We start from the raw sequence: 14,829 nt of genomic DNA on the forward strand, positions 1-14,829 counted from the left end.
TGGGGGGCCCCCCGCCCAGGCTCTTGGACCAGCCGGTGTGCCTTCGAGCCCCCCCCCCCGCGCATTGAGCCCCCCCACGCGGATTGAGCCGGTCGAAATCCCCAACGCCTCCGCCCGCTCGCCCCACCCAGAACCCGACCGGCGTTATGGTCGAGAAGACGAGACCGCGCTCGGCAGAAGAGGAACACCACCATGACGTCGCCAGACCAGCCGGGCCCCGCCGATCGCCTGCGGGCCGCGCTGCTCGACGACTCGTCGTCGGCCCGGCTGCAGTCCGCGCTCGCCGCGGGCACCTATCCCGACGCGCGGTTCGTCCCGGTGCTCGTCGACCGCAGCGGCATCGAGCCCGATTTCTTCGTGCGCGACATGCTGACGTGGGCCCTCACGCGGCACTCGTCAGCCGACACCGTGCCGCGGCTGCTCTACGAAGTGGGCGCCGAACTGCCGCAGGCCCGCAGCCAGGCGCTGCACACGCTGTCAAAGATCGGCGACCCGCGCGGTTGGTCGGCGATCACGCCCGAGATCCTGCGCGACCCCGACGACGAGGTGGCGACGACCGCGTGGCGCACGGCCTCGGGGCTCGTTCCCGAGGGGCAGGGAGCCGCGCTCGCCGCGGAGCTGTGCACGCAGCTCGGGCGGGGCGGGCTCGTGACGCAGCGCAGCCTCAGCCGCTCGATCGCCGCGCTGGGCGACGTCGCTATAGCGCCGTTGCAGGCGAGTGCGGCGGACGGGAGCCGCGACATCCGGATCCATGCCCTCGCGACCGAGCGCCTGCTGCACGATCCCGAGGAGGGTTTCGACGCCGCGTACGCCGAGGCGCGGGGCCAGATCGGCTAGCCGCTGCTCCAGCGGACAGGCTCGACGGCCCGTGCTGAGCGACTTTCTCCTGCTGAGGGCGCGTAAGACGCGAATCGTCCTGTTGGCCGGGGCGGGCGACGACGAGGCCGGGCGCTAGCGGCCGGCGGCGACCGCGTTGAACAGCGGGTCGGAGTTGAAGCCGAGGCGGCCCGGCACCGCGACGTTGGTCAGCAGCACGAAGCAGACGTCGAGCTCGGGGTAGACCCAGAACTCCGTGCCCGCCCAGCCGCCGTGGCCGAAGACACCGCGTTCGAGCAGTCCGGGGGCGGAGTGGCGCAGGTTCCAGCCGAGACCCCAGTCCTGGCCGCGCTCGACGAGATAGGGGGCGAGCTTGGGCAGGCCCGCCGTGAGGGGACGCAGCATCGCGTCCCGTGTCGTGGGGTGCACCACGGCGCCGTCGTTGCGCAACAGCGCCGAGCCGAGGTTCAGCAGGTCTGCCGCGGTGGCGAACAGGCCGGCGCCCGGGTGGCGCAGCGTCACGAACCGCTCGTAGTCGAGATCCTGCTCGGCGGCGCCGAACACGGGGTGCGGGTCGCAGTCGCGCTCGAAGGTGAGGCCGGGCATGCCGGCGTCGGCGGCGAGCGACGCGAGGTTCGCGTCGAGCGACTGGCCGGTCGCCGACTCGACCAGCGCCGCGACGCCCTCGAAGGCGATGCTCGAGTAGCGCGTCATGGTTCCGGGAACGAAGTCCTGCTCGCCCTCGACGAGCGCGCGGCGGGTGCCCTCGGCCACGTCGAGCCGGGGTTCGGAGATGCCCGACGTGTGGCTCAGCAGGTGCGTGAGCGTGACGGCGGGGGAGGGGAACCCGGGGATCGCCCCCACGAGCGGGGCATCCAGTGCCAGCAGCCCGCGCTCGACGGCGCGCAACGCGGTGAGGCCGACCAGCGGCTTCGTGATCGAGAACAGCGCATAGGCATCGTCGGTCGTGGCCACCCGTGTTCCGCTCGAACCGAAGGCCGCGACATCCGAAATGCCCTTCGACGTGGCGATTCCGAGCACTGCCGTCGGCAGGATTCCGTCGGTTACCTGCCGCTGGGCCCAATCGAACGATGACTGCATGATTGCAACGATACACAACCCCGTCGATGTTGCTATCGTGGGCCACGTCCGAAATTCTGTAAATCGTTGCAATGGGGTAGTTCCGTGTCGGGTGCGAGCATCAAAGACGTGGCGGCGCTCGCCCGTGTGTCGATGAGCACCGTGTCGAACGTGCTCAATAATCCGCAGCGGGTTTCGGCCGAATCGCGCGACCGGGTGCAGCGCGCGATCGAGCAGCTCGGCTTCGTGCGCAACGCCGCGGCGCGCCAACTGCGCGTGGGCAGCAGCAAGCTGCTCGGGCTCGCGCTGATCAACATCAGCAACCCGTTCTTCACCGACGTCGCGACCGGCGTGGAGGAGGCCGCGCGCGAGGCGGGCTACTCGGTGCTGCTCGGCAACAGCGCGTCGCGCCCCGACGGCGAGAGCGGCTTTCTCGAGCTGTTCGAGAAGCAGCAGGTCGACGGCGTGCTCATCGTTCCGTCGGGCGACGTGCTCGACAAGCTCGACGGCCTGCGCCGCCGTGGCACCCCCGCCGTGCTGATCGACAGGGTCGACGACCGGCGCGCGTTCTCGTCGGTCTCGACCGACGACCTCGAAGGCGGCCGCCTCGCCGCCAAGCACCTGCTCTCGCTCGGGCGCCGCAACCTCTGGTTCATCGGGGGCCTGCTCAGCGTGCGGCAGATGAACGACCGGCTCGAGGGGTTCCGCGCCATGATCGCGAACTACCCGGGCGTCTCGCTGCGGGTCGAGACGGGGGCGTTCATCGACGCGACGAGCGGACTCGAGTACGGGCGAGCGATCGCGTCACTGCCCGTCGAGCAACGGCCCGATGCGATCTTCGCCGCCAACGACATGCTCGCACTGGGCGTCATCCAGGGCCTCACCGCCACGGGCTTCCGGGTGCCTCAGGATGTCGCGGTGATCGGCTACGACGACATCGTGTTCTCCGCGGCCGCCGCCATCCCGCTGACGTCGGTGAGGCAGCCGAGCCGTCGTATGGGCAGTACCGCGGCCCAGCTGCTCATCGACGAGATCGCCGACCCGCTGAACTTCCGACCGCGCTCGATCGTCTACGAGCCGCAACTCATCATCCGTGCCTCAACCGGCGACCCGAAGGGAACCACCCCATGACCATGCACTACGGCGGCGACTACAACCCCGAGCAGTGGCCCGAGGCGGTCTGGTACGACGACGTGCGCCTGATGCGCGAGGCGGGCGTCACGATGGTGAGCCTCGGCATCTTCGCCTGGTCGCGCATCCAGCCGGCGGAGGGCGTCTTCGACTGGGAGTGGCTCGACACGGTCATCGACCTGCTGCACGAGGGCGGCATCGCCGTCGACCTCGCGACCGCCACGGCCTCGCCCCCGCCGTGGGCGACGACCGCCTACCCGCAGATGTTGCCGCAGGACGAGAACGGCGCCACCTACTGGCCGGGCTCCCGCCAGCAGTTCGCGCCCAGCTCGCCCGAGTACCGCCGGCTCGCCGCCGAGCTGGTCACCGCCCTCGCCGAGCGCTACGCGAAGCATCCGGCCGTCGTGATGTGGCACGTCAACAACGAGTACGGCTGCCACCTGAACTACGACTACTCCGACAACGCCGCGGTCGCGTTCCGTGCCTGGCTCGCGGCGAAGTACGAGACGATCGACGCGCTCAACGACGCCTGGGGCACCGACTTCTGGTCGCAGCGCTACACGTCGTTCGAGCAGATCGTGCCGCCGCGCAAGGCGCCGTACAGCCGCAACCCGGCCGGAGAGCTCGACTTCAAACGCTTCACGAGCGACACCCTGCTCGAGCTCTTCCTCATGGAGAAGCGCATCATCCGTGCCGCGGGCGCCACCCAGCCGGTCACGACCAACTTCATGGGCGCCTTCCCGCCCGCGGACTACTGGCGCTGGGCCCGGGAGATGGACGTCATCACCGACGACAACTACCCCGACCCGAACGACCCCGAGTCGTTCCGCGCCTCGGCCTTCGCCCGCGACCTCATGCGCTCGCTCAAGCCGGAGACGCCGTGGATCCTCATGGAGCAGGCCACCAACGCCCTCAACTGGCGGCCGACCAACGCGCCCAAGGCACCCGGCCAGATGGCCGCGCTCAGTATGCAGGCGATCGCCCGCGGCGCCGACGGCATCATGTTCTTCCAGTGGCGGCAGTCCCGCGCGGGCAGCGAGAAGTTCCACTCCGCCATGCTCCCGCAGGCCGGGACCCGCACGCGCACCTGGCGCGAGGTCGTCGACTTCGGCGCCGAGCTCGCCGCACTGCCCGAGCTGCCGGTCGGAGCGCGCGACGCCCACGTCGCGATCGTGCTCGACTGGCAGAACTGGTGGGCGCTCGAGAACCCCGACCACCCCGCCGTGCTCGACTACCTCGCGCTCGTGCAGCGCTGGTACGCGGCGATCCACCGCCAGCACGTGCAGGTCGACATCGTGCAGCCGACGAGCGACCTCACCGGGTACGGGGTCGTCATCGCGCCCCAGCTCTACCTGTTGACCTCGGATGCCGCGGCCAACCTCATCGCGTTCGCCGAGTCGGGCGGCCACCTGCTGGTCACGGCCTTCAGCGACATCGTGGACGAGAACGATGCGTTCCGCGACGGCGGATACCTCACCCAGCTCGGGCGCACGCTCGGCATCTGGCTCGAGGACTTCGGCGCGCTCGTAGTTCCGGGCGGCGACGGCCCCGGCCAGAGTGCCGCCCCCTTCGACCTCGTCGGCACCACGGTCACCGGCACGCTGCTCGCCGAGGAGATCCACCTCGACGGCGCCGCCGCGCTCGGCCGCTTCGTCGGCGGGCGGCTCGACGGCCGGCCCGCGTTCACCGTCAACCCGGTCGGAGCGGGGCGGGCGTACTATCTCGCCACCATCCCCGACGACGAGGGCTGTGCGGCCGTCGCCGCGGCAATCTTCGCGGCAGCAGACATCCACCCCGTCGCTTTCGGCCTGCCCGACACGGTCGAGGCGATCCGACGCGGCGACGCGGTCACGCTCATCAACCACGGCACGCACACGGTGACACTGCCCGACGGTGCGACCCTCGAGCCGTTCGGCTACGTCATGCTGCGAGACGGCGAGTGACGGCGACCGCACGGATGCGCGGCGACGCGAGACGTCGCCTGCTCTTCATCGTGTCGCTCGGGGCGCTGCAGGCGATCTGGCCACTCACGATGGACCTGTACCTGCCGTCGTTCCCGCAGCTGCAGGACGAGCTCGGCACAACGCCCGCGCTGGTGCAGTTCACGCTGACCGGGGCGTTCATCGGCATGGCGCTGGGGCAGCTGGTGGCCGGCCCGATCTCCGACGCGGTGGGGCGCACCAGGCCGCTCGCGACCGCGCTCGTGATCTACGCGGTCGCGACCGTGTGGTGTGCGCTCGCGCCGTCGATCGAGCTGCTGATCGCGGGCCGGTTCGCGCAGGGTCTCGGCGCCGCCGGTTGCGCGGTGATCGGCATCGCGCTCGTGCGCGACACCGTCTCGGGCCCGGCCATGCTGCGGTTCATCGCCAACCTGTCGGTGATCAGCGGCTTCTTCGTGGTGCTCTCGCCGGCGCTCGGGGCGCAGCTGCTGACGGTGATCGACTGGCGCGGACTGTTCTGGGTGCTCGCCGCCTACGGCAGCCTGCTCGTGGTGCTGGCGTTCGCGGTGTTCCTGCGGGCGGAGACGAACCCGCCCGAGCGGCGTGCACTGCGGGAGGGGGCGACGGTGCGCGACGACTACCGGGTGCTGCTGGGGTCGCCGGTGTTCCGCGCGCTCGTGGTCGGCGGCGGGCTGATGTTCGCGGGCATGATGACCTACATGGCGTCGAGCGCGTTCCTGTTTCAGGACGTGTTCGGGCTCACACCTACCGAGTACGCGATCGCGTTCGGCGGGCACGGCGCGCTGATGATCGTGGGAGCCCAGGTGAGTGCGCGGCTGTCGCGCCGGTTCTCGCCGCGGCGCATCGTGCTCATCGGCATGACCTCGCTCGTGTCGGCCGCGGTCATCCTGCTGCTGAGCGTGCTGCTGGTGCCGCAGGCCGGGTTCCTCGGATTCCTGTTGCCGCTGCTGTTGTTCACCACGTCGTTCGGCCTGATCGGCCCGGCGGTGCAGGCGTTCGCCCTCGAACCGCACGCTTTGCGCGCCGGAACCGCGGCCTCCATGCTCGGCGCCTCGAACATGGTGTTCGCGGCCGTGGCCTCGCCGATCGCCGGGTTCTTCGGCGTGGCCACCCCGACCGCGACCGTCGTCGTGATGCTCGTGCTCGAGGCGGCGGCGTTCGCGACGTACGCGTGGGCGTTCCGCTCCCGCCGCGTACCAAATGCAGGAGATTTCGCCGGCGAGGGCCGCCCAGCCGCGTGAACGTGTGACTCGACCCGAAATCTCCTGCATTTGGTACATGGGTGCGAGGCTCACGGCAGGAGGATGACCTTGCCGTTGATCGTTCGCGACTCGGCGAGTTCCATCGCGGCGCTCGCCTCGCTCAGCGGGAAGGTGGCGGCGATGTTCGCCTTGATCGTGCCGTCGCCGAGCAGGGCGAACACGCGCCCGAGGTCTTTGCGCAGCCGGAGACGGAACGTCGTCGGGTGCACGCGATGCCCCGCCCAGAGGTCGTAGAACGAGGCACGGCGTCCGTTCGGCAGAAGGTTCCAGGCGGCCGTGCGCGCGAGGGCCTTCATAAAGGGCACCGCCAATGATCCGCTGAGGCCGCTCACGTCGGCGATGATCGAGTAGCGAACGAGCGATCCGCGACGGGCGAGCATCCGCCACGACGCCTTGACCATCTCGCCGCCGACGTTGTCGAAGACCGCGGCGACGCCACCCGGTGACAGCTCGAGCACGCGTTCGAGCAGCCGCGGGTCGTTGTAGTCGAGCGGCTCCACGCCGTGTGTGCGCAGAGCGTGGTGGTGCCGCGGCGACGCGGTGCCGATCACCCGAATGCCCTCGTGCCGCGCGAGCTGCACGAGGATGCCGCCGACCCCGCTGTTCGCGCCGTGCACGACCACGGTCTGGCCGGCATGCACGCGTGCCTTGCGGTGCAGCATCTGCCACGCGGTCAGGCCGTTGACGACCACCGTCTCGACGTCGGCGGGCGCGAGGCCGTCGGGCACGGGTACGGAATCGCGTGCCGCGACGATCGCGTGGCTGGCCCAGCCGCCGACCTTGGTGACGGATGCGACTCGCGTTCCCACGAGCGCAGAGTCGCGCTCGGAGCCGACGGCGAGCACGCGCCCGACGAGGTCGTATCCGGGTACGAAGGGGAAGGCGGGCTGGCCGAAGTACAGGCCACGTCGCATCGACTTCTCGGCGAACGAGATTCCGGTCGCCTCGACCGCGACGAGCAGCTGGCCCCGTCCGGGTGCGGGCAGCGGTCGTTCGCGCAGCAGCAGGCCGCTCGGTTCGACGAGACCGGGGAGTACGACCTCGAGTGCGGTAACGGTGTTCATCGTGTCATCCATTATTCTGTATGTGACTGGTCAGTCACTTATTTGGGCAAAATGAAAAGCGAGAGGGGTAGAGCCGATTCACGCCGGCTCGGCGTGCCGGATGCCGTCGCTCAGCGTGTGCGCCCAGGTGTCGTCGATCGGCGATAGTTCGGCCTGAACGATGAGGTGGCAGAGCTGGCCGTAGGCCATGAATCGCTGAACGCTCGAGGGGTCGGCGCCGGAGATCAGGGTGACGGCGTTGACGAGGTCGCGCAGTCCGCGCTGCACTGCCCCGCGGATCTCGGGAACATCGCACGCGCTCTGGGCATGCACCTGCAGCCGGATCAGGTTGCGGTCGCGGATGAGGTCGACGTAGGCGAGGGTCATCGCCTCGAGGATCTCGTCAGGGGTGGCGTCTCCCGCCGCCTCGCCGCTCTCGGTCATCGTGCCGATGACGCGGGCGTAGCACTGCTCGACGGCGGCGATGAAGAGGGCGAGCTTGCCCGGGAAGAGCCGGAAGACGTAGGCCGGAGAGACGCCCGCGGCCGTGGCCACCGCCGTAACCGGGGTGGCGTGGTATCCGGCGTCGGCGAACACGTCGACGGCGCGGTCGATGATCCGTGCGCGCTGGGCGTCGGCGGTGGAGCGGAGGCCGGAAGTCATGTAACTGATCAAACAGTCACAAGCGCCGGATGTCAAGCACGATCTCACTCGTGCTGGTTGAGTAGGTCGCCCAGCGACCGTGTCGAAACCCGGCAAGGTTTCGATACGGGCCGCAGGCGGCCCTACTCAACCGGCGGGAGTGTACAGCCGCGGCGGGAACGACGCCGCCACGAGCGACCGCAGCGACGCGCGCGAACCGGAGACGAGCCCGGCCGCCCGCGCCTGCACCAGTACGTTGCCGATCGCCGTCGCCTCGACCGGTCCGGCCTGCACGGGCAGGCCGCTGCGGTCGGCCACGAGCTGGCAGAGCAGCTCGTTCTGCGAGCCGCCGCCGACGATGTGGATGACCGACACGGTCTTGCCCGACAGCGAGGCCGCCGTGCGCACGGCCGAGACGAACGCCGCGGCCAGGCTCTCGACGATGCTGCGCACGAACTCGGCCTGGCTCGCCGGAACCGGGGCGCCGTTCTCGATGCACCACTCGGCGATCCGCGCCGGCATGTCGCCGGGGGCCAGGAACCGGGCGTCGTTCGCGTCGAAGACGGCGACCGGCGAGGTGACCGCCGCGGCCGCCGCGAGCAGCGCGGGCAGCGAGATCACGGCGCCGCCGCGCTCCCACTCGCGCACCGACTCGCTCAGCAGCCAGAGGCCCATCACGTTGTGCAGGTAGCGCACCGTTCCGTCGACGCCGCCCTCGTTGGTGAAGTTCGCGAGCCGCCCGGCCTCCGAGAGCTCCGGCGCCTCGAGCTCGACGCCGACGAGCCCCCAGGTGCCGCACGAGATGTAGGCGAAGTCGTCGGAGACGGCGGGCACGGCGAGAACCGCGGATGCCGTGTCGTGCGACCCGACGGCCGTCACGATGGCCTCGGGGTCGATTGCGGTCTCGCGCGCCACCTCCGGCAGCAGCGGACCGATGGCCGTGCCGGCGTCGACCAGCTCGGGAAACAGCGACCGCGGCAGTCGCAACCGCCGCAGCAGCTCGTCGTCCCACTCGCCGGACCGCACGTTCACGAGGCCCGTGGTCGAGGCGTTCGTGCGCTCGGCGACCCGGCGCCCGGTCAGCCAGTAGGCGAGCAGGTCGGGCACCAGCAGCATCGAGTCGGCGATGTCGAGCATTCCGGCGGTGCGGTCGGCCTCGAGTTGGTAGAGCGTGTTGAACGGGAGGTGCTGCAGCCCGTTCGCCGCGTACAGCTCCTCGGGTGACACGAGGCCGTGGACGGTCGAAACGGCCGCCTGGTTTCGGTCGTCCCGGTAGTGGTACGGAACCCCGAGCATCCGCCCGTTTCGAATCAGGGCATAGTCGACCGCCCACGAATCGATGCCGACGCTCGCGATCGCCGGATCCTCGCGCGCCGCCGCGCCGAGCCCGGCGACCACGCTGCGATACAGCTCGAGGATGTTCCAGTGCAGGCCGTCGGGCGTGCGCACCGGGGTGTTCGGGAAGCGCGCGACCGGGCGGATGCTCAACTCGTTCGCCGAGACGTGCCCGAGGATCACCCGCCCGCTCGTCGCGCCCAGGTCGACGGCGGCGACCGCGGCGGTCATCGCAGCGGCCCTGCTGGTTGAGTAGGTCGCGCAGCGACCGTATCGAAACCGCGCGAACGAAGGTTTCGATACGCGCCGCAGACGGCGCTACTCAACCGGCGTGTGTCTGTCATCGCAGGAAGGCCGCCGCGACACCCGCGTCGACCGGGATGTGCAGACCCGTGGTGTGGCTGAGGTCGCCGGTGCAGAGCACGAAGACCGCGTTCGCCACGTTCTCGGGCAGCACCTCGCGCTTGAGCAGCGTGCGCTGGGCGTAGTACTTGCCGAGGTCCTCCTCGTCGACGCCGTAGACCGCGGCGCGCTTGGCGCCCCAGCCCCCGGCGAAGATGCCGCTGCCGCACACCACCCCGTCGGGGTTGATGCCGTTGACCTTGACGCCGTACTCGCCCAGCTCGGCGGCCAGCAGTCGCACCTGATGCGCCTGGTCGGCCTTCGTCGCGGAGTACGCGATGTTGTTCGGGCCGGCGAACACCGAGTTCTTGCTCGAGATGTAGATGATGTCGCCGCCGAGCTTCTGGTCGATGAGAACCCGGGCCGCGGCACGCGAGACGAGGAACGAGCCTTTCGCCATCACGTCGTGCTGCAGATCCCAGTCGGCGACGGTGGTCTCGAGCAGCGACTTCGACAGTGAGAGCCCGGCGTTGTTCACCACGAGGTCGAGCCCGCCGAACGCGAGCAGCGCGGCGTCGACCGAGGCCTGCACGTCGACTTCGCTCGTGACGTTCGCCCGCACGCCGATCGCGACGTCGCTGTTTCCGATCTCGAGCGCGGCCGCCTGGGCCTTCTCGAGGTCGAGGTCGGCGATGACGACACAGGCGCCCTCGGCGGCGAGGCGGGTCGCGATGGCCTTGCCGATTCCGGATGCCGCACCGGTGACGAGAGCGATGCGCCCCGCGAGCGGTTTCGGTTTGGGCAGGCGCTGCAGTTTCGCTTCTTCGAGCGACCAGTATTCGATGCGGAACTTCTCCTCGTCGGAGATCGGCGCGTAGCGGGAGATCGCCTCGGCGCCGCGCATAACGTTGATCGCGTTGATGTAGAACTCGCCGGCGACGCGGGCGGTCTGCTTGTTCGCGCCGTAGCTGAACATGCCGACGCCCGGAATCAGGATGATGGCCGGGTCGGCGCCGCGGATGGACGGACTGCCCTCGACCGCATATGCGTCGTAGTACGCCTGGTACTCGGCGCGGTACTGCGCGTGCAGCTCGTCGAGACGCGCAATCGACTCCTCGATCGAGGCCGAGGCCGGCAGGTCGAGCACGAGCGGCCGCACCTTGGTGCGCAGGAAGTGGTCGGGGCAGCTCGTGCCGAGCGCGGCGAGGCGGGGGTGTTCGGCGAGTCCGAGGAAGTCGGTCACGACCTCGGCGTCGGTGAACGAGCCGACCTGCGGCTTGTCGGTCGAGGCGAGTCCGCGCAGGTGGGCGGCGAGGGCCGCCGCTTTGGCGAGACGCTCGGCCGAGGGCAGCGCGCCGTAGCCGGGCAGGTCTTCGCCGAACGGGTGCGACTTGCCGTTCTCGGCGATGTACGCCTCGGCGGTCGCGATGATCCAGAGCGAGTTGGCTTCCGCCTCGTCCGACGTGGAACCCCACGCCGTGATGCCGTGCCCGCCCAGGATCACGCCGACGGCGTCGGGGTTCGCCTCTTTGATCGCGGCGATGTCGAGCCCGAGCTGGAAGCCGGGGCGTCGCCAGTCGACCCACGCGACCTTGCCGCCGAACGCCTTCGCGGTCAGCTCCTCGCCGTCGGCCGCGGTGGCGAACGCGATGCCCGCGTCGGGGTGCAGATGGTCGACGTGCGCCGCGTCGACGAGCGCGTGCATCGCGGTGTCGATCGACGGAGCCGCGCCGCCCTTGCCGTGCAGTGTGTAGTCGAACGCCGCGACCATCTCGTCTTCGCGGTCCACGCCGGGGTAGACGTCTTTCAGCGCGCGCACACGGTCGAGCCGCAGCACCGCGAGGCCGGCCTCCTTCAGGGTGCCGAGGTCGCCGCCGGAGCCCTTGACCCAGAGCAGTTCGACCGGCTCGCCCGTGACGGGGTCGGTCTCGCTGCCCTTGGCGCTGGTGTTGCCGCCGGCGTAGTTGGTGACGCGTGGGTCGGAACCGAGGCGGTTCGACCGGGCGATGAGTTCTGCTGCTGCCGTGTTCGTCATGCTTATGCTCCCCAGCTTGCCTGTGCTCCGCCGACGCGCTCGGCGGCGATCTTTTCCTGGTTTCCGGATGCCGCGTAGGCGGTCATCGGGTCGGCGGGCAGTCCCCGTCCCGACCGCCATTCGGCGAGGTCGCCGCGCACGTCGGTGTAGAAGGCGTCCATGAGGATGCCGTTGGCGCCGAGCACGTCCCCCGCGTTCTGCGCGGCACTGAGGGCGTCGCCGTCGACGAGCAGCGCGCGCGCCGTCATCTCCTGCACGTTGAGCACCGAGCGGATCTGCCCCGGGATCTTGTCCTCGACGTTGTGGCACTGGTCGAGCATGAACGCGACGCCCGAGTCGGGGCCGTAGCCGCCCCCGCGGATGACCTCGTAGATGATGCGGAACAGCTGGAACGGGTCGGCCGCGCCCACGATGAGGTCGTCGTCGGCGTAGAACCGTGAGTTGAAGTCGAACGAGCCGAGCTTTCCGAGGCGCAGAAGTTGCGCCACGATGAACTCGATGTTGGTGCCGGGGGCGTGGTGGCCGGTGTCGAGGCAGACCAGCGCGCGCTCGCCGAGGGCCGAGACCTGGGCGTAGCTGGTTCCCCAGTCGGGAACGTCGGTGTGATAGAAAGCCGGCTCGAAGAACTTGTACTCGAGCACGAGACGCTGCTCGGCGCCGACGCGGGCGTAGATCTTGGCCAGCGAGTCGGCGAGGCGGTCTTGGCGGCCCCGGATGTCGCCCTGGCCCGGGTAGTTGGTGCCGTCGGCGAGCCAGATCTTGAGGTCTGTCGAGCCGGTCGCATCCATGATCTCGATGCACTCGAAGTGATGGTCGATGGCCTTCTGGCGGATCTTCGGGTCGACGTGCGTCAGCGAGCCGAACTTGTAGTCGTCGTCTTGGAAGGTGTTGCTGTTGACCGTGCCGAGCTGCATGCCGAGGCCGGCCGCGTAGTCGCGCAGCTCGCTGTAGTCGTCGACCTTGTCCCACGGGATGTGCAGCGCCACCTTGGGCGACAGGCCGGTGAACTCGTTCACCTTCGCGGCATCCGCGATCTTCTCCTGCGGGGTGCGTGGCGTGCCCGGAGTGCCGAACACCTTGAAGCGGGTGCCGGAGTTGCCGAACGCCCAGGACGGAAGCTCGATGACCTGGGTCTCGAGCGCGGCGGAGATGTCGCTGAATTGCACCATTGGAATTCTTTCGGTCGTGTCGAGCAGTGGTTGAATCGTTTCAATAAGCGTAGCGGGTGCCGCGCGATTTCGAAAGCTACAGCGCCGAAATCTGGTCGTCGAGGTTGAATACCTCGGTGAGGTAGGAGAAGGCCTGGTCGGCGGGCAGGTCGATTCCGACGAAGTGGTCGGCCATAGCCGCCTGCCAGCGCGCGTTGACCTCGGTCGCGGCCATGCCGTCGAGCGAGGCCTGCAGATTCTCGGTCTCGAAGTAGCCGATGAGCAGGCCGTCGGGCCGCAGGAAGAGGGAGTAGTTGTTCCACCCCGTCGACTTCAGGGCCCGCAGCATGTCGGGCCATACCGCGGCGTGCGCGGCCCGGTAGGCGTCGAGGTGGTCGGGCTTGACCCGCAGTTCGAAGCAGACGCGTTGCATGGGGGCCTTTCGTTGTGTGGTGCGCCTGCGAGGGACGGCCCATCGAGAACCCTCCCTCGCAGGCTCGGTCGGCGCTGGGGTCGCACAAACGCTGGCGCGTTTGCCCAAGCTCCACCGCGCTACTCAACCAGCGGAATGGAGGGTTAGAAGTCGAACTCGGCGATGTTCTCCGCGTCGAAGGTGTACGGGTCGCCGAGCAGCACCACGCCGTCTTCACCCACCTCGTAGTCGCCGAGCTCGCCCGCCTCGAACGAGTCGCCCTCTTCGCCGGTGATCTCGCCCTCGATGAGCGCCTTCGCCGCGTACGCCGCGAGGTAGCCGAGGTCGGCCGGGTTCCACAGCGCGAACGCGGTGACGGTGCCGTCTTCGACGTAGTCGCGCATCTGGTTCGGGGTGCCGAGGCCGGTCAGGGCGACCTGGCCCTTGAACTCCGAGGTCTGCAGGTAGCGCGCGGCCGCCGCGATGCCCACGGTGGTCGGCGAGACGATGCCCTTGAGGTTCGGGTGCGTCTGCAGCAGGGCGGCGGTCTTGTCGAAGCTCGTCTGGTCGTCGTCGTCGCCGTAGACGGTGTCGACGAGCTCGATGTTCGGGTGGTTGGCCTCGAGGTCGCTCTTCATCAGCTCGATCCACTCGTTCTGGTTCGTCGCGTTGGCGGTGGCCGACAGGATGGCGATCTCGCCCTCGTCACCGATCTGCTCGGCGATCAGGTCGACCTGTACCTTTGCGATTCCCTCGGCGGTGGCCTGGTTGATGAAGATGTCGCGGCACTCCGGGTTGGTGTCGGAGTCGAAGGTGACGACCTTGACGCCGGCGTCGCGCGCCTCGTTCAGCGCGTCGCAGATGGCCTTCGGGTCGTTCGCCGAGATCGCGATTCCGCCGACGCCCTGCTGGGTGAGCGTGTTGATGTAGCTGACCTGAGCGTCGGGGCTGGCCTCGGCCGGTCCGACCTCGGCGTAGGTTCCGCCGAACTCCTCGATGGCCGTCTCGCCGCCCGAGTCGGAGGTGTCGAAGTAGGCGTTGCCGAGGTTCTTCGGCAGGAAGGTGATGGCGAGGTTGCCCGAGTCTCCACCCGAGCCGCCACCATCGCCGCCGTCGTCAGTCGCGGCACAACCGGTGGCTACGAGTGCGACGGTCACCGCGAGTGCGGCGAATGCGCCCGCGCGGCCCGTCTTGTTCTGAAACAACATCTTTGTTCTCCCTTGAATGTGTGGTGGTGGGTGATGCGATTGCTAGCTGGTTTTCTTGGGTTCGCCCGGCCTGGTGCGTTTGGCGCGCACCCAGTTCAGGACGCTTGTGGACACCACCGAGGCGACGAGCAGCACCCCGGTGATGATGTTGATGACATCGGATGTCACGTTGGCGAGTCTCAGCGCGCTGCCCAGCACGCCGATGAGCAGCACGCCGGCGATGACGCCGTGCAGCGCGCCGCGCCCGCCGAAGATCGACACCCCGCCGAGCAGCACGGCCGCGATCACCGACAGCTCGAGGCCCGTGGCGTTGTCGCCGCGCGCGCTGCCGAACCGCAGCGTGTAGTAGATGCCGGCGAGGGCCGAGATCGTGCCGGTGAGCACGAACAGGATGAACTTCGTGCGTTCCACGTG

Annotated in this window: 13 protein-coding genes; 4 read left to right on the forward strand and 9 right to left on the reverse strand. The window is 69.3% G+C overall.

Annotation, left to right across the window (positions count from 1 at the left end):
• The first annotated feature begins 192 nt into the window (after positions 1 to 192).
• Complete coding sequence (locus ACLQ6X_RS07915; RefSeq protein WP_411699629.1) at positions 193 to 837, forward strand: HEAT repeat domain-containing protein; 645 nt, start codon at positions 193 to 195, stop codon at positions 835 to 837.
• A 114-nt stretch (positions 838 to 951) separates the two neighbouring features.
• Here the strand turns inward: ACLQ6X_RS07915 and ACLQ6X_RS07920 are convergent, their stop codons facing one another.
• A complete protein-coding gene (locus tag ACLQ6X_RS07920) occupies positions 952 to 1,917 on the reverse strand; it encodes a serine hydrolase domain-containing protein (protein WP_411699630.1) in 966 nt (321 codons plus the stop codon).
• Between the two features lie 84 nt (positions 1,918 to 2,001).
• Here ACLQ6X_RS07920 and ACLQ6X_RS07925 point away from each other — a divergent pair, with 84 nt between their 5' ends.
• The 3 genes from ACLQ6X_RS07925 to ACLQ6X_RS07935 are packed head-to-tail and all read left to right on the forward strand — an operon-like array spanning position 2,002 to position 6,229.
• Positions 2,002 to 3,027, forward strand: coding sequence for a LacI family DNA-binding transcriptional regulator (locus tag ACLQ6X_RS07925; protein WP_411699631.1), 1,026 nt, complete (start codon positions 2,002 to 2,004; stop codon positions 3,025 to 3,027).
• Complete coding sequence (locus tag ACLQ6X_RS07930; RefSeq protein WP_411699632.1) at positions 3,024 to 4,970, forward strand: beta-galactosidase; 1,947 nt, start codon at positions 3,024 to 3,026, stop codon at positions 4,968 to 4,970. The genes ACLQ6X_RS07925 and ACLQ6X_RS07930 overlap by 4 nt, the downstream gene beginning before the upstream one ends.
• Positions 4,967 to 6,229 (forward strand): multidrug effflux MFS transporter, encoded by a 1,263-nt coding sequence (locus ACLQ6X_RS07935; protein ID WP_411699633.1) that lies wholly within the window; start codon positions 4,967 to 4,969, stop codon positions 6,227 to 6,229. Before ACLQ6X_RS07930 ends, ACLQ6X_RS07935 begins: the two co-directional genes overlap by 4 nt.
• 50 nt (positions 6,230 to 6,279) lie before the next feature.
• On the opposite strand, the gene ACLQ6X_RS07940 is transcribed toward ACLQ6X_RS07935, so the two are convergent.
• The 8 genes from ACLQ6X_RS07940 to ACLQ6X_RS07975 all read right to left on the reverse strand — a co-directional run.
• Positions 6,280 to 7,314, reverse strand: coding sequence for a medium chain dehydrogenase/reductase family protein (locus tag ACLQ6X_RS07940; protein ID WP_411699634.1), 1,035 nt, complete (start codon positions 7,312 to 7,314; stop codon positions 6,280 to 6,282).
• Positions 7,315 to 7,392: 78 nt separating this feature from the next.
• A complete protein-coding gene (locus ACLQ6X_RS07945; RefSeq protein WP_411699635.1) occupies positions 7,393 to 7,956 on the reverse strand; it encodes a TetR/AcrR family transcriptional regulator in 564 nt (187 codons plus the stop codon).
• A 126-nt stretch (positions 7,957 to 8,082) separates the two neighbouring features.
• Positions 8,083 to 9,501, reverse strand: coding sequence for a rhamnulokinase (locus ACLQ6X_RS07950; protein WP_411699636.1), 1,419 nt, complete (start codon positions 9,499 to 9,501; stop codon positions 8,083 to 8,085).
• A 109-nt stretch (positions 9,502 to 9,610) separates the two neighbouring features.
• Positions 9,611 to 11,647: a bifunctional aldolase/short-chain dehydrogenase gene (locus ACLQ6X_RS07955; RefSeq protein WP_411699637.1), complete on the reverse strand. Its 2,037-nt coding sequence runs from the start codon at positions 11,645 to 11,647 to the stop codon at positions 9,611 to 9,613.
• 2 nt (positions 11,648 to 11,649) lie between these two features.
• Positions 11,650 to 12,816 (reverse strand): L-rhamnose isomerase, encoded by a 1,167-nt coding sequence (gene rhaI / locus ACLQ6X_RS07960; protein ID WP_411699638.1) that lies wholly within the window; start codon positions 12,814 to 12,816, stop codon positions 11,650 to 11,652.
• Between the two features lie 76 nt (positions 12,817 to 12,892).
• Complete coding sequence (locus tag ACLQ6X_RS07965; RefSeq protein ID WP_411699639.1) at positions 12,893 to 13,228, reverse strand: L-rhamnose mutarotase; 336 nt, start codon at positions 13,226 to 13,228, stop codon at positions 12,893 to 12,895.
• 143 nt (positions 13,229 to 13,371) lie between these two features.
• On the reverse strand, positions 13,372 to 14,415 hold the full coding sequence (rhaS, locus tag ACLQ6X_RS07970) for a rhamnose ABC transporter substrate-binding protein (RefSeq protein ID WP_411699640.1): 1,044 nt from the start codon (positions 14,413 to 14,415) through the stop codon (positions 13,372 to 13,374).
• A 42-nt stretch (positions 14,416 to 14,457) separates the two neighbouring features.
• A partial coding sequence (locus ACLQ6X_RS07975; RefSeq protein ID WP_411699641.1) for an ABC transporter permease occupies positions 14,458 to 14,829 on the reverse strand: 372 nt, incomplete at its 5' end.

Origin of the sequence: Conyzicola sp. (genome assembly GCF_046714715.1) — a bacterium.
Taxonomy (GTDB): Bacteria; Actinomycetota; Actinomycetes; order Actinomycetales; family Microbacteriaceae; genus Conyzicola.

Coding starts and splice junctions, on each gene's coding strand:
- ACLQ6X_RS07915 (WP_411699629.1), top strand. CDS start 193: ATGACGTCGCCAGACCAGCCGGGCCCCGCCGATCGCCTGCGGGCCGCG.
- ACLQ6X_RS07920 (WP_411699630.1), bottom strand. CDS start 1,917: ATGCAGTCATCGTTCGATTGGGCCCAGCGGCAGGTAACCGACGGAATC.
- ACLQ6X_RS07930 (WP_411699632.1), top strand. CDS start 3,024: ATGACCATGCACTACGGCGGCGACTACAACCCCGAGCAGTGGCCCGAG.
- ACLQ6X_RS07940 (WP_411699634.1), bottom strand. CDS start 7,314: ATGAACACCGTTACCGCACTCGAGGTCGTACTCCCCGGTCTCGTCGAA.
- ACLQ6X_RS07945 (WP_411699635.1), bottom strand. CDS start 7,956: ATGACTTCCGGCCTCCGCTCCACCGCCGACGCCCAGCGCGCACGGATC.
- ACLQ6X_RS07950 (WP_411699636.1), bottom strand. CDS start 9,501: ATGACCGCCGCGGTCGCCGCCGTCGACCTGGGCGCGACGAGCGGGCGG.
- ACLQ6X_RS07955 (WP_411699637.1), bottom strand. CDS start 11,647: ATGACGAACACGGCAGCAGCAGAACTCATCGCCCGGTCGAACCGCCTC.
- rhaI (WP_411699638.1), bottom strand. CDS start 12,816: ATGGTGCAATTCAGCGACATCTCCGCCGCGCTCGAGACCCAGGTCATC.
- ACLQ6X_RS07965 (WP_411699639.1), bottom strand. CDS start 13,228: ATGCAACGCGTCTGCTTCGAACTGCGGGTCAAGCCCGACCACCTCGAC.
- rhaS (WP_411699640.1), bottom strand. CDS start 14,415: ATGTTGTTTCAGAACAAGACGGGCCGCGCGGGCGCATTCGCCGCACTC.